Consider the following 13,670-nt stretch of genomic DNA (forward strand, 5'->3'; position numbering starts at 1 on the left):
GCGGGGCCGGTCCTGGCGGGCCGGGTCTCGCGTGCGGATTCTCGCGGGCCGGGCCGCGCGCGGTTGTGTGCCGAGTCTTGCGTGCCGGGCCGCGCGCGCCGGCCCGCCAGAGTTGTGGCCTGGTGCGGTTGGGGCCGGGGTAAGCGGCATCTCCCCACAACTCTCTGCGGGAGGGGCGTCTGCGTGGCGGCCGGGGTTCGTCCGTGTGCGCATCCGCGTCCGCGGAGTTGTGGCTCGTTGCGGTTGGGGGCGGGATGGGCAGCGCTTGCCCACAACTCTTTGATCGCTCGCGCTCTGTGGAACCGCGTCCGCTCCCACAGAGTTGTGGCTTGGTGCGGTCGGGGGCGGGGTGGGGAGCACTTGGCCACAACTCCGAGGCGCGCTGCCGCTGCCGCTGCCGCTGCTGCTGCTGCTGCTGCAGTGGAGCCCGAGCCAGGGCCCGCCGAGCCCGAGCCGGAGCCCGAGCCAGGGCCCGCCGCAGAGCCCGCGCCGGCGCCCGCGCGAGCCCCAGGGGCCGGCCGCGCTAGTCGCGGATGCGGCGTCGCTCCCACGCGAGCGCGATGTGCTCGCGCATCTCTCTGGCGGCCGCCTCGCCGTCGCCGGCTTCGATGGCGGCGTAGACGCGCTCGTGCTCTTCGAGGGTGAGGCGCACGGCGTCGGCACCCGGAGCGCCGTAGTAGCGGCTGCTCTCGCCGGCGCGCTTCGACAGGCTGCGGGCGATGCCCGAGGCGAGGCGGTCGCCGGCGGTGTCCATGACGGAGAAGTGGAAGGCGACGTCCGCGGCGGCGAACGCGTCGCGCTCGTCGGCGGTGGCGTGCATGGTCTCGAGGTGGTCGTGGATGACGCGCAGCTCGTCGTCGCTCCGGCTCGTGGCGGCGGCCGCGGCGATGCTCGACTCGAGCTGCCCACGCACGACGGCGAGCTCGTCGAGGATGCCGAGCGTCTCGTCGTTCTCGATCATGGTGCCGAGCACGACCTTGTCGAGGATGTTCCACTCGGACTGCGGGGCGATCTGCGTTCCGCGTCCTTGCACGACGGAGACCATCCCCTTCTCCTCGAGGCGCTTCATGGACTCGCGGATGACGGTGCGGCTGACGCCGAAGTTCTCGCACAGCTCGGTCTCGGTGGGGAGGAGGTCGCCTGGTGCGACTTCTCCGGTGACGATGGCGGAGACGAGGTCGTGCACGACCTGCACGCCGAGCCTCGCGGCGGGCGTGCGGTGGGTGCCGAGCCGGGGCGTCGTGGTGCTGGACATGCGGTGATTGTAGTCACGAAGTGGCCCGCGAATCCGCGCACACGAGCAAAAGCCAGAAAAACGTATGACGAATAAATCGTGTGATGTATGCTGAATCTCCCATCTGAAGATCAAGGACGATATGAAGATCACCGGCTTCCGCTTGCTCACCACCCGGCACGACTGGGGGCGGTCGATCGGCGACGTCAACGGCCACATCCGCGCCGCAGTCACCGACGTCCCGATCGTGATCCTCGAGACCGACGAGGGGGTCGAGGGGGTCGGCATCGGCTCGCACGCCGACGTCGCCAGGCTCTTCCCGGCGCTCGAAGGGGAAGACCCCCGAGGTGTCTCGGCGCTCTTCGACCGGATGCTCGCGCAGGTCTTCAAGTCCGGTCACGCGGGTGCCACCTACGGCGGGGTCGCGACGCTCGATGCCGCGCTCTGGGACCTCAAGGCGAAGCTCGCCGGCGAGCCCCTCTGGCGCCTGCTCGGCGGACGCGACAGGTTCGTGCCCGGGTATGCATCCGGTCTCGACATCGCACTCGACGACGGCGAGCTCGTCTCCTTCTATGAGGACTTCGCCGAGCGCGGCTACGTCGCCGGCAAGCTCAAGGGCGGCGTCGACCCGGTCGCCGATCTGCGTCGGCTGCGGCTCCTGCGCGGCGTGCTCGCTCGCAACACCCCGAGTCCGGGCCTCATGCTCGATGCCAATGAGTCGTGGCAGGTGAAGCAGGCGGTGAGGTACGTCTCCGCGATCGAGAGCGAGATCGACCTCCTGTGGGTCGAGGAGCCGCTGCGGCGCTGGGATGCGCTCGGTCACGCGCGCCTGTCTGCGGCGGTGCGCGCGGCGGTCGCGACGGGAGAGAACCTGACGGGCGTCGACCAGTTCCGTCCGCTCTTCGACGCGGGGGCGCCCGACATCGTGCAGGCTGGCGCCATCTGGGGGGTCACGCACGTGCTCCGCCTCGCCTACGCGGCGGATGCCAGGAACCTCCCCGTGAGCCCGGTGGGCTACAACACGAATCCGGCCGTCGCCGCCGCCATGACCGCGGTGCCGAATCACCTGACGACCGAGGTGCAGGCCCTGCACTGGGCCCACGGCATGAGCGTCGATCAGGAGTTCGCCGACGGTGGCATCGTGCTCGGGGATCAGGTTGGGTCCGGCATCAGCATCGACGAGTCTGCGATCGTGGATGCGGGGCGTGGCTGGGCGGACCCGGCCGGGCCGCACATGCGCCCGTCTCGTGCTGGGCTGCGGGTCGTGCTCGATGGCGTCGAGCGCTGAGCTGGCGCCTGGTGGGCGGCGGGCGCTGCGGTTGGCGCGCGAGAGTTGTGGGCAGGTGTCGCTGGCGGCCAGGACGAGCGCGTCGGGCCACAACTCGGCGCGGTGGGGGCGCCTTTGGGGTGCGATCACATCGGCGGGCGAAGAACCTGCCGTGAGGACTTGCGGCGGGGTCCTCGCATCGGTACATTGGGTGCAATGGCAGCGCTACCAGTAGCGCTCACATAGACCGGGTTCCCATCCGGTTCGCACACGCTCACGCAACGGCGCGAAGGAGTCGCAGTGTCCACGAGTTCCCTTGAAACGCAGGCCGGAGAGGCCGAGGCCGACAGCGCCGCCCTCCTGCCGGACGGCCCCGTGCGGGCCCGCTCCGCCAAGATCGGCGCCATCGGCGCTGGCGCCATCATGGCAGACCAGCACCTCGCGGCCTACGGCGAAGCCGGCTTCCCCGTCGTCGCGATCGCCTCCAGAACCAAGGCCAACGCCCAGTGCGTCGCCGAGCGGTGGGGAATCCCGACCGTGCACGACACCCCAGAGCAGCTCATCGAGGACCCCGAGGTCGAGATCGTCGACATCGCGTACCCGCCCGACCTGCAGCCCGCGCTCATCCGCAAGGCCCTCGCGCAGCCGCACGTCAAGGCGGTGCTGGCCCAGAAACCCCTCGCCCTCACGCTCGACGAGGCCATCGCCCTCCGCGACGAGGCCGAGGCTGCCGGCAAGATCCTCTCCGTCAACCAGAACATGCGCTACGACCAGTCGATCCGCGTGCTCAAGCAGCTCCTCGAGCGCGGCGAGCTCGGCGAGCCCGTCTTCGTCGAGATCGACATGAAGGCCGTGCCCCACTGGCAGGGCTTCCTCGAGGGCTACGACCGCCTCACGCTCGCCAACATGAGCGTGCACCACCTCGACGTCCTCCGCTTCCTCTTCGGCGACCCCGACGAGATCATGACCGTCACCCGCTCCGACCCGCGCACCCAGTTCCCGCACACCGACGGCATCGTCGTCTCCACCCTGCGCTTCCCCGGCGGGCTCCTCGCCCTCTCGACGGAAGACGTGTGGGGCGGCCCGCGCGAAGAGGGGTTCGACGACGACTTCTCCATCACCTGGCGAGTGGAGGGGACACGCGGCGTCGCGAAGGGCACGATCGGCTGGCCGAGCGGCACGCCGTCGACCATCACGTACGCCTCGGCCGCCCGCGCCGACGGGGGACCGTCGACCGACGGCAAGTGGGTGACGCCCACCTGGGACACGCACTGGTTCCCGCACGCGTTCATCGGCGTCATGGAGCAGCTCCAGCACGCCGTCGAGACCGGCAGCGAGCCCGCCCTCACCGTCGCAGACAACGTCAAGACCGTCGCCCTCATCGAGGCCGGCTACCGCTCCATCGCCGAACGGCGCCCCGTGCGCCTCGACGAGTTCCCCCTCTGACCTCGACCCCCGCATCCACTCACCACCCCTCAACGGGCCAACGGCCCCAAGCGAAGGAGCAAAGAAGCTCATGATCCAAGTCGGCATCTTCAGCGGATACTTCCCCTACGACCTCAAGACCACCGCCCAGAAGGCGCGCGAGCTCGGCTTCAACACCGTCCAGCTCGACCTGCACTTCAAGGACCTCGACCTCACGGCGGGCCAGATCACGAAGGAGAAGGCGAAGCTCGTCGCCGACACCTTCCGCGACAACAACCTCCCCATCTCGGCGATCTCGGGATACACGAACATCGTGCACCCGGACCCGGACCACCGCCGCGCGAACGTCGACTACCTGAAGGAGATCATCCGCAACGCGCGCTCCTTCGGAACGCCGTACGTCATCAGCGAATCCGGCACCTTCAACCCGGACAGCGAGTGGGACAGCGACCCGCACAACAAGACCGAGGACGCCTACGAGCAGGTGCGCGACGTGCTCGCCGAGCTCGCCCAGGAAGCGTACGACCACGGCTCGATCTTCCTGCTCGAGACGTACGTCAACAACGTCATCGGCTCGGTCCGCGAGACGGTGCGCGTGTTCAACGACATCCGCTCGCCCGGCATCGAGCTGCTCATGGACCCGACCAACTACTTCGACGCGTCGAACATCGACGACCAGGCTGGCGTGCTCAACGAGGTCTTCGACACGCTCGCCGACAAGGTGCGCGTCGCCCACGCCAAGGACGTCAAGCGGGCGGGCGACGACAAGAGCGAGAAGCACGCCGACATCGGCGACGACGACGCGCTCGCGTCGCACACCTTCCGCGGCGTCGGCGAGATCGAGCTGCCGGCCGCGGGCCTCGGCTCGCTCGACTACGAGCTGTACCTGCAGCGACTCGCGGAGCGCAGCCCGAACGCGCCGCTCATCATCGAGCACCTCGATGAGTCGGACATCCCGCGCGCGAAGAAGTTCATCGACGACATCCTGCGCAAGTACTCGATCTAGCCGGCGCTCGCGCCCGTCGGGGCGCGGCGCGCAGCGGCCAGCTTCCGTGATGACTCGAGCCGGATCGCCCGAAGAGGGTGGCGTCCGGCCGAGTTGTCACGGAGATTGGACGGGGCGGGCGGCGGTGCACGCAGGGTCAGCAGACAACAACGGGCTTCGGCCGGAGGAACCATGACGGAAACAGGTGAGAAGCCGGTCGCGATCGTGACCGGTGCTGGCGGATCGCTCGGACGGGCCACCGCCCTGCGACTCGGGCGCGACGGCTACGCCGTCGCCGTGCTCGGGCGAGGCGGCGCGACGCTGGCGGAGACGGCGGATGAGCTGCGGGCTGCGGGCATCCCCACCTACGTGCTCGAGGTCGACCTGCGCGACGCCGCCGCCATCAAGGCGGCCGTGCGCGAGGCGGAAACCGAGTTCGGGCCAGTGCACGCGCTCATCAACAATGCCGCGATCTACCCGCCGACGCCGTTCTTCGACATCACGGTGGAGGAGTTCGACGACGTCGTCGCGGTGAACCAGCGCGGCTACTTCGTTGCGGCGCAGGCGGCGGCCGAGCTGATGCGCGAGCGCGGCACCGGCGCGATCGTCAACATCGGCTCCATCACGTGGAGCGGCGGGTGGGACAAGCTCGCGAGCTACGTCACGACGAAGGGCGCCGCCGTCGCAATGACGCGGGCCCTCGCCCGTGAGCTCGGCGAGTTCGGGATCCGCGTGAACCTCCTCTCTCCGGGGGCCTTCCCGACGAAGGCCGAGGAGATCCACGAGAACCCCGAGCAGTACACGCAGTTCGTGCTCGACCACCAGTCGCTGAAGCGGCGCGGTGACCCTGACGAGGTCGCGAGCGTCATCTCCTTCCTGGTGGGCAAGGACTCGAGCTTCGTGACCGGGCAGACGATCAACGTCGATGGCGGATGGGTGATGATGTGAGCGAGCAGCAGACTTCAGGGGCGGCGGCACGGACCGGGGCGGCGGGCGCCGGTGGCACGGACGGGGTCGACGTCTTCGGCGCCGAGCTGTCGATCGCCGATCTCCGCAGGCGCACGGGCGACCTCTCCGCCGTGGCGGGCATCCGCCAGGTGGTGCTCGACAACGGCGTGGAGCGCGGCGTGCGGGCGATCGACCTGCGCACCTCCGCCGGCCTCGAGCTCGAGGTGCTCGTCGACCGGGCGTTCGACCTCGGCTCGATGCGCTTCCGCGGTGCCCCCATCGGGTGGCGCAGTGGCAACGGGTTCCGGCATCCCGGCCTGCACGAGCACAACGACGAGGGCGGACTCTCCTGGCTGCGGGCGCTCGATGGGCTGCTCGTCTCCGGTGGGCTCGACCACACGCTCTTCGGCGGCGAGGTGGATGCGACCCGCTACAACTACCCGCCGAAGCAGACCGTCACGCACGGGCTGCACGGGCGGCTGACCGCGATTCCGGCGCGGCTGCTCGAGGCGCGTGAGCTCGAGCGTGACGGTCGAGTGGTGCTGCGGGTCGTCGGCGAGGTGATCCAGGCGACGGCGTTCGGCGAGCATCTGCGCCTGACGCGCACGATCGAGCTCGACTTCGACGGTCGCGAGGTGCGCTTCGACGATGTCGTCGACAACCTCGGGTTCGACCCGACGCCTCACATGTTCCTGTACCACATCAACGTCGGCTGGCCCTTCCTGGATGAGGGTGCGAGGTTCGTCGCACCCATCACGAAGCACCTCTGGCAGTCGGACTCGGTGGCCGAGCAGGGCACGAGCTACCGGGTCATGCCTGCTCCGATCGACGGGTTCGTGGAGCAGGTCACCGAGCATGAGCTCGTGGCCGGCGACGACGGCAGGCACCGCGTCGCGCTCATCACGGCCGGTGGCGAGCGGGGGATCGAGCTGAGCTGGGAGGCTGCGGGCATGCCCCACTTCTTCGAGTGGCAGAACCTGCGCAGCGGCCAGTACGGCATCGGGCTCGAGCCGAGCACGCACCACGTGTCCGGGGATGCGGCTTCGCGCCAGGATGGCACGGCCCTGTTCCTCGAACACGGGGAGTCGCGCAGCTACTCGACGACGATCCGCGTGCTCGACGGTGTCGCGGAGACGAGTGCGGCCGAGGCCGCTATTCGCGCTATCGGCGATCAGCCGGAATGAACCTCCATGCCCGGGGCTGACGACGAGGTTGGCTCCGGGCGTCCTACACTTGACATGTTAGCGCTGCCAGCGGCGCATCCACCGAAACGAGGAACACCATGAGCGGCGCAGACGGCACCAGCGACACCCACCAAGCAGACTCCGGGGCAGGCGGTGGGATCCTCTCCGGCATCCGCGTGCTGGACTGCTCGATCGCCATGGCCGGCCCCTTCGCCGCGCAGCGCCTCGGCGACCTCGGCGCCGACGTCATCAAGGTCGAACCACCAGCAGGCGAATGGCAGCGCCACGCACCGGCCGGAGGCGCGGCGGGCAACGAGATCAACGTCTCCTTCCTCTCCCTCAACCGCAACAAGCGCTCCATCGCGCTCGACCTCAAGTCCGACGACGGCCGCGAAGTGCTGCGAGAGCTCGTCGCCACGAGCGACGTCTTCCTCCAGAACTACCGGCCGGGTGTCGCCGCCCGCCTCGGCGTCGACTACGAGACGCTGCGCGCCATCAACCCCAGCATCGTCTACGTGTCCGTCTCCGGATACGGCGAGGACGGGCCCTACAAGATGCGCCCGGGCCAGGACCTTCTGCTCCAGGCCATGAGCGGTGCCATGCTCTCCACGGGCCGCGACGGCGAACCCCCGCAGGCCGCCGGCCAGTACCTCGTCGACGCCATCACCGCATCCACGGCCTTCGAAGGCGTGCTCGCGGCGCTCTTCCACCGGGAGCGCACGGGCGAAGGCCAGCTCGTGACCGTCAACATGCTCGACGCCATCACGACCCTGCAGATGCAGGAGCTGTCCGTGTTCACCGCAGGCGGCGTGCCCCAGCAGCGCAGCGCCGAACCGCACGCGCACGTCTATATCCGCTCGCCCTACGGCTCCTTCGCGACCTCGGACGGCTTCATCGTGCTTGCCATGCCCGACCTCGAAGAGCTCGGCCGCACGATCGGGGAGGACAGCTTCATCGGCCTCCACACGCTCGACGACTCGTGGCGCCTCCGCGACGAGGTCTTCGCCAAGACCGCCGCCCGCCTCGCGACCAACACGAGCGCGCACTGGCTCGACGCCTTCTCGAAGACCTCGATCTGGGCCGGCCCCGTGTACGGCTACGCCGACCTCGTCGCCGACCCGCAGATCGCGCACAACGGCACCTTCGTCGAATACGAGCACCCGACCGAAGGGCTCGTCAAGACGCCGGGGTTCCCCTACAAGTTCTCCAAGACGCCCGCCCGCATCGACCGTGGCGCGCCCCTCACCGGTGAGCACACACGCGAGATCCTGGGCGAGCTCGGTCACGCCGCCGCGCACATCACGGAGCTCGCCGAGCGCGGCGCCATCGCCGTGCGCGACACCCTGACGAACGTGCAGGAGCACCTCGACGGCGCCGTGCTCGCCGACGGCGCCGTCCTGCCGGGCGGATCGGACGCGGCGCTGCCGGGAGAAGGCGCACCGGAGAGCGTCGCCGTGGAGAGCGTCGCCGCGGCCGCCCCCGCGGCCGCCCCAGCGCCGGCCCACGCGGAAGCCGCCGGCGAACGATCATGAGCGAGAGCTCGCCGTCCTCCCCGGACACCAGCACGGGCGGGGCCCGCTACCGGGGCCTCACCTGGGACCACCCCCGCGGCCGGAACGCGCTCGAAGCGGCGGCAGCGCTCACCGCCGCAGCCCCTGGAAGCCGACAGGCGCTGATCGAGTGGGACGCGCATCCGCTCGAAGGCTTCGAATCGGCCCCCATCGCCGAGTTGGCCGAGCGCTACGACCTCATCGTGCTCGACCACCCCCACCTCGGCGAAGCGCTCGCGAGCGACTCGTTCGTGCCGCTCGAGGAGATCTTCGACGCCGCCTTGCTCGACCGCGTGGCCGCCGACGCCATCGGCCCGAGCTTCACCTCCTACTCGCTCCAGGGCTCGCAGTGGGCGCTGCCGCTCGACGCCGCGACGCAGGTCTCGGCCGCCAGGGCCGACCTCCTCGCGGGCGAGATTCCGACCACCTGGGACGACGTCCTCGCCCTCTCGGAGCGCACCAGCGTGGCCCTCTCGCTGGCTGGCCCCCACGCCTTCCTCACCTTCGCGTCCGTGCTCGCGGGGGCTGGCGCGCCGCTTGCCGACGCCCCCGACTGTGGCTCCCTCTTCTCCTCCCGCCGCCTCGCCCGCGACGCCTTCGAGCTGCTCGCGACCATCGCCCGCCGCTCACCCGCGGCGACGCACAGCGAGAACCCCATCGCCCTCCTCGAGCGCATGAGCAGCACCGACTCGCTCGCCTACGTGCCGCTCGTCTACGGCTACGTCACCTCCTCCTCACCCACCCTCCAGTTCCGGGATGCACCCCGCTGGGGCACCTCCGCCCGCCTCGGCTCCACGATCGGCGGGACCGGCATCGCCATCTCGAGACGCTGCCGCGTCACCCCGGAGCTCACCGCCCACCTCGCGTGGCTGCTCGACGCAGAGACGCAACGCACCTTCATCCCGGAGCACGACGGCCAGCCCGGCCTCCGCTCCGCCTGGCACGACGACGCCGTCAACGAGGCCTCGCACGACTTCTACGCCAACACCGCGACGACCATCGAAGAGTCCTGGGTGCGGCCCCGCTACGACGGGTACATCGCCTTCCAGACCGCGGCGTCCGCGCTGCTCCGCGACGCGCTGCTCGGCGATGCCTCCTCGTCGACCGACGCTGCAGCCTCGTCAGCCCCCGCCGAGCGGTGCCTCGACGCGCTGGATGCGGCCTTCGCTGCATCCACGCGCATCGATGCCCCAGCCACGCGCATCCACCCAGCCACCCCAACCACCTCAGGAGTCACCCCATGACCGGCAGCGTTCCCCAGCTGGAGACCGACGAGATCCTCGTCGACCTCGACGGCTTCACCGCGACCGTCACCATCAACCGCCCCGCGAAGCTCAACTCGGTGACGCAGGAGATGTCCGACGCCCTCGTCAGCGTCGCGACCTGGGCCAACGAGAGCGACGACGTGCGCGTCGTGATCCTCACCGGGGCCGGCGAGCGCTCGTTCTGTGCGGGCAGCGACATCCGCTCCCTCGACAAGTACGCGACCCCGTGGGACTTCCGCAACCGCGAGGACTACTGCGACGCACTCCGAGCGCTGCGCAAGCCGATCATCGCCGCCATCAACGGCTACGCCTTCGGCGGCGGACTCGAGACGGCCATGATCTGCGACATCCGCCTCGCCGCCGACACCGCGTCGCTCGCCGCCCCAGAGATCAAGCTCGGCTGGATCGGCGGAGGCGGCATGGCCTCGTTCCTCGCCCACTCGGCCGGCGCCAGCAACGCCGCCCTCATGCTCCTCACCGGGGACCCCATCTCCGCGCAGCAGGCTCAGGCCTGGGGCATCGTGTCCGAGGTGCTGCCAGGGGAGCAGCTGCTCGCACGCGCCCGTGAGCTCGCCGCGACCATCGCATCCCGCCCGCCCATCGCCGCCGAGACGGCGAAGGCCAACCTCCGCGCCTCGTTCAACATGGGCCAGGACGCGGCCGTCGCCTACGAACGCGACCTCCAGACCATCACCTTCGCGACCGCCGACGCCGACGAGGGCCGCGCCGCCTTCGCCGAGAAGCGCCAGGGCACCTTCCGCCGCCGTTAGCCACGGCTCGCGCCATGCTGCCGCACGTCCTGTCCCACCCCGCCGCACCTCGTCTCGTCTCGTCCTGTCTCGTCTCGTCTCGTCTCGTCTATCCCGTCCCGTCCCGTCCCGTCCAGTCCCGTCCCGTCCCGTCCAGTCCAGTCCAGTCCAGTCCCGTCCAGTCCCGTCCCGTCCCGTCCCGTCTCCGAGTCCTCGTCCACCCCACCAGACCCCGCCCCACTTTCGATTCGGGATGGCTTCCTCGCCTCGGGATGGGATGCAAACCATCCCGAAGCGTGAAACCCATCCCGAATCGGGTGGCGCACGGCACGCCTCGCCACGCCTCGCCACGCCACCTCCGGCCCGAACTCGAGGACCTCGCTGGACCCGCCCACTTTCGATTCGGGATGGCTTCCTCGCCTCGGGATGGGATGCAAACCATCTCGAAGCGTGAAACCCATCCCGAATCGGGTGGCGCATGGCACGCCTCGCCACCGCACGCCTCGCCACGGAACGCCACGCCGCGCCACCGCACGCCACTCCACCTCCGGCCCGAACTCGAGGACCTCGCTTGACCCGCCCACTTTCGATTCGGGATGGCTTTCACGCTTCGGGATGGGATGCAAACCATCCCGAAGCGTGAAACCCATCCCGAATCGGGTGGGGTGCAGACCCGAGACCCGAGACCCGAGACCCGAGCCTCACGCCCCACGCCCCACGCCCCACGCCCCACGCCTCACGACACAATCTTCACGACCAGAACCTCAGGAGCTCACATGACATCGCAGCAGACGGCCGCAGGCCAGCAGGCGGCCGCAGGATGGTCGGGCAGCGCAGCCCAGGCGCTCCCGGCCGACGGCACGACCGGCACCCTCGTCGGTCGAGTCTGGGACCCCGCTGTCGGCGGCCCGTCTCCGGTTCTCGTGACCGAGGCGGGCGTGCTCGACCTGAGCCGGACGTTCGCGACGGTGAGCGACATCACCGAGGCCCCCGACCCGGCCGCGGCCGTGCGGGCTGCGGCAACGGATGTGCCCAGCCTTGGGTCGCTCGAGGAGCTCTTCGCGAACACGGAGCCCGATACCCGCGACGAGTCGAAGCCGTGGCTCCTCGCCCCCGTCGACCTCCACGTGCTGAAGGCAGCCGGCGTGACGTTCGCGGTCTCCATGATCGAGCGGGTCATCGAGGAGCGGGTGCGCGGCGACATCGAGGCGGCGGCACGGATGCGCGAGCAGATCCTCGCCGAGATCGGCACGGACCTCGCGAGCCTCAAGCCGGGTTCGGAGGAGGCGACGGCCCTCAAGGCGTACCTCGTGGGAGAGGACCTGTGGAGCCAGTACCTCGAGGTCGGCATCGGACCCGACGCGGAGATCTTCACGAAGGGCCCGACGCTGTCCGCGATGGGCACGGCCGTCCAGGTGGGCGTGCACTCCTCCTCTGAGTGGAACAACCCGGAGCCGGAGGTGGCGCTGCTCATCGCATCCACGGGCGCGATCGTGGGCGCGACGCTCGCGAACGACGTGAACCTGCGCGACATCGAGGGCCGTTCGGCGCTGCTGCTGCCGAAGGCGAAGGACAACAACGCGTCGTGCGGACTCGGCCCGTTCATCCGTCTGTTCGACGGCGACTTCGACCTCGACTCGGTGCGGGGGATGACCGTGGAGCTCGACATCGTGGGCCTCGACGGCTTCACGCTGCACGGGTCGTCGGACCTCGCCCAGATCTCCCGCGACCCCGCCGACCTCGCCGCCCAGCTGCTCGGCCCCCACCACCAGTACCCGGACGGGGCCGTGCTGATGCTCGGCACCATGTTCGCGCCCATCGTCGACCGCGATCAGCCCGACCATGGCTTCACGCACCACGCCGGGGACGTCGTGCGCATCTCCTCACCTGCCCTCGGTAGTCTGGTGGGCCAGGTACAGAGCAGTGAGGGGTGTGCGCCGTGGACATTCGGGATCGCAGCGCTCATGCGCAACCTGGCGGCCAGAAGGCTGCTGTGACCAGGCGGTCGACGCAGAAGGTGACGCTCACCGACGTCGCCGCGTCTGCGGGCGTCTCACCGCAGACGGTGTCGCGGGTGCTGCGGACGCCGGAGCTGGTGTCCGCTGACACGCTCGAGCGGGTGCAGTCGGCGATCGGCGCGCTCGGCTACGTGCCGAACCTGGCCGCGTCGAACCTCGCGTCGAACCGGTCGATGACCGTCGCTGCGATCGTCCCGTCGATCTCCGCGTCCGTGTTCGCGGATGCGCTGCACGGCTTGGAGGCGATGCTCTCGCCGTTCGGCTATCAGCTGTTCATCGGCACGACGGGGTACAGCCCCGAGCATGAGGAGGAGCTCGTCCGCGCGTTCCTGGGGCGTCGGCCGGATGGCATGTTCATCGTCGGCGCCCAGCACACGGATGCGGCATCGACGCTGCTGCGTGCATCCGGGATCCCCGTCGTCGAGGCGTGGGATTCGAGCGAGAACCCCGTCGACAACCTGATCGGCTTCTCCAACGAGGACGCCATCCGCGCGCTCGTCGAGTACGTGCAGGGCAAGGGGTACGAGCATCCGACGTTCGCGGGCTCCTTCCAGTCCGGCGACTTCCGCGCCGCGGCGAGACGCGAGAGCTTCGAGGCCTCGGTCGCCGAGCTGTACCCGGGCGAGCCGGTGCGGGTCGTCGACTCCGGGGTCGCGTCGGTGGACCTCGAGACTGGCCGTGACCTGCTCGACGCGGCGCTCCGCGAGCATCCCGAGACCGATGCGCTCATGTTCGCGAGCGATGTCTTCGCGGCGGGTGCCGTGCTGGAGTGTGCTCGCCGCGGGGTCTCCGTGCCGGGTGAGCTCGCGGTGACGGGGTTCGGCGACTTCGAGTTGTCATCGCACCTCACGCCCACGCTCACGACGGTTGCTGTGCCGAACCGTGAGATCGGCACGAAGGCGGGCGAGCTGCTGCTGGCGCGCATGAGTCGTGGTGGCGCGGATGCTCCCCAGGGGGAGACGGTCGACCTCGGCTTCGAGATCGTGGCCCGCGAGAGCGCCTAGCCCCCGCCCCAGAGGTGAGCTTCGACCCCGCCACGCACGTC

Annotated in this window: 11 protein-coding genes; 10 read left to right on the forward strand and 1 reads right to left on the reverse strand. The window is 70.0% G+C overall.

Annotated elements, in window-relative coordinates:
• Nucleotides 1–523: 523 nt before the first annotated feature.
• Nucleotides 524–1,255 (reverse strand): FadR/GntR family transcriptional regulator, encoded by a 732-nt coding sequence (locus C5E05_RS16925; RefSeq protein WP_104342575.1) that lies wholly within the window; start codon nucleotides 1,253–1,255, stop codon nucleotides 524–526.
• Nucleotides 1,256–1,376: 121 nt separating this feature from the next.
• On the opposite strand from C5E05_RS16925, the gene C5E05_RS16930 reads away from it, so the two are divergent.
• From C5E05_RS16930 to C5E05_RS16980, 10 genes are all read left to right on the forward strand, one after another.
• Complete coding sequence (locus C5E05_RS16930) at nucleotides 1,377–2,522, forward strand: mandelate racemase/muconate lactonizing enzyme family protein (RefSeq protein ID WP_104244937.1); 1,146 nt, start codon at nucleotides 1,377–1,379, stop codon at nucleotides 2,520–2,522.
• 279 nt (nucleotides 2,523–2,801) lie between these two features.
• Nucleotides 2,802–3,947, forward strand: a complete 1,146-nt coding sequence (locus C5E05_RS16935; RefSeq protein WP_219819570.1) for a Gfo/Idh/MocA family protein — start codon at nucleotides 2,802–2,804, stop codon at nucleotides 3,945–3,947.
• A 70-nt stretch (nucleotides 3,948–4,017) separates the two neighbouring features.
• The gene (locus C5E05_RS16940; RefSeq protein ID WP_104298177.1) at nucleotides 4,018–4,932 is read left to right on the forward strand and encodes a sugar phosphate isomerase/epimerase; all 915 of its coding nucleotides are present in this window, start codon (nucleotides 4,018–4,020) and stop codon (nucleotides 4,930–4,932) included.
• A 171-nt stretch (nucleotides 4,933–5,103) separates the two neighbouring features.
• A complete protein-coding gene (locus C5E05_RS16945) occupies nucleotides 5,104–5,859 on the forward strand; it encodes an SDR family NAD(P)-dependent oxidoreductase (RefSeq protein ID WP_104244933.1) in 756 nt (251 codons plus the stop codon).
• Entirely contained in the window at nucleotides 5,856–7,043 is a 1,188-nt protein-coding gene (locus C5E05_RS16950; RefSeq protein ID WP_219819571.1) for an aldose 1-epimerase family protein, read from the forward strand. Before C5E05_RS16945 ends, C5E05_RS16950 begins: the two co-directional genes overlap by 4 nt.
• 98 nt (nucleotides 7,044–7,141) lie before the next feature.
• On the forward strand, nucleotides 7,142–8,575 hold the full coding sequence (locus C5E05_RS16955; protein WP_104342576.1) for a CaiB/BaiF CoA-transferase family protein: 1,434 nt from the start codon (nucleotides 7,142–7,144) through the stop codon (nucleotides 8,573–8,575).
• Nucleotides 8,572–9,837: an extracellular solute-binding protein gene (locus C5E05_RS16960; protein WP_146081157.1), complete on the forward strand. Its 1,266-nt coding sequence runs from the start codon at nucleotides 8,572–8,574 to the stop codon at nucleotides 9,835–9,837. Before C5E05_RS16955 ends, C5E05_RS16960 begins: the two co-directional genes overlap by 4 nt.
• Nucleotides 9,834–10,628 (forward strand): enoyl-CoA hydratase/isomerase family protein, encoded by a 795-nt coding sequence (locus tag C5E05_RS16965; RefSeq protein WP_104298179.1) that lies wholly within the window; start codon nucleotides 9,834–9,836, stop codon nucleotides 10,626–10,628. Before C5E05_RS16960 ends, C5E05_RS16965 begins: the two co-directional genes overlap by 4 nt.
• Before the next feature lie 755 nt (nucleotides 10,629–11,383).
• Complete coding sequence (locus tag C5E05_RS16975) at nucleotides 11,384–12,604, forward strand: fumarylacetoacetate hydrolase family protein (RefSeq protein ID WP_104342577.1); 1,221 nt, start codon at nucleotides 11,384–11,386, stop codon at nucleotides 12,602–12,604.
• Nucleotides 12,601–13,629: a LacI family DNA-binding transcriptional regulator gene (locus tag C5E05_RS16980; protein WP_219819572.1), complete on the forward strand. Its 1,029-nt coding sequence runs from the start codon at nucleotides 12,601–12,603 to the stop codon at nucleotides 13,627–13,629. The genes C5E05_RS16975 and C5E05_RS16980 overlap by 4 nt, the downstream gene beginning before the upstream one ends.
• The last annotated feature ends 41 nt before the right edge of the window (nucleotides 13,630–13,670 follow it).

It is taken from the genome of Pseudoclavibacter sp. AY1H1 (assembly GCF_002931055.1).
Classification (GTDB): Bacteria; Actinomycetota; Actinomycetes; order Actinomycetales; family Microbacteriaceae; genus Pseudoclavibacter.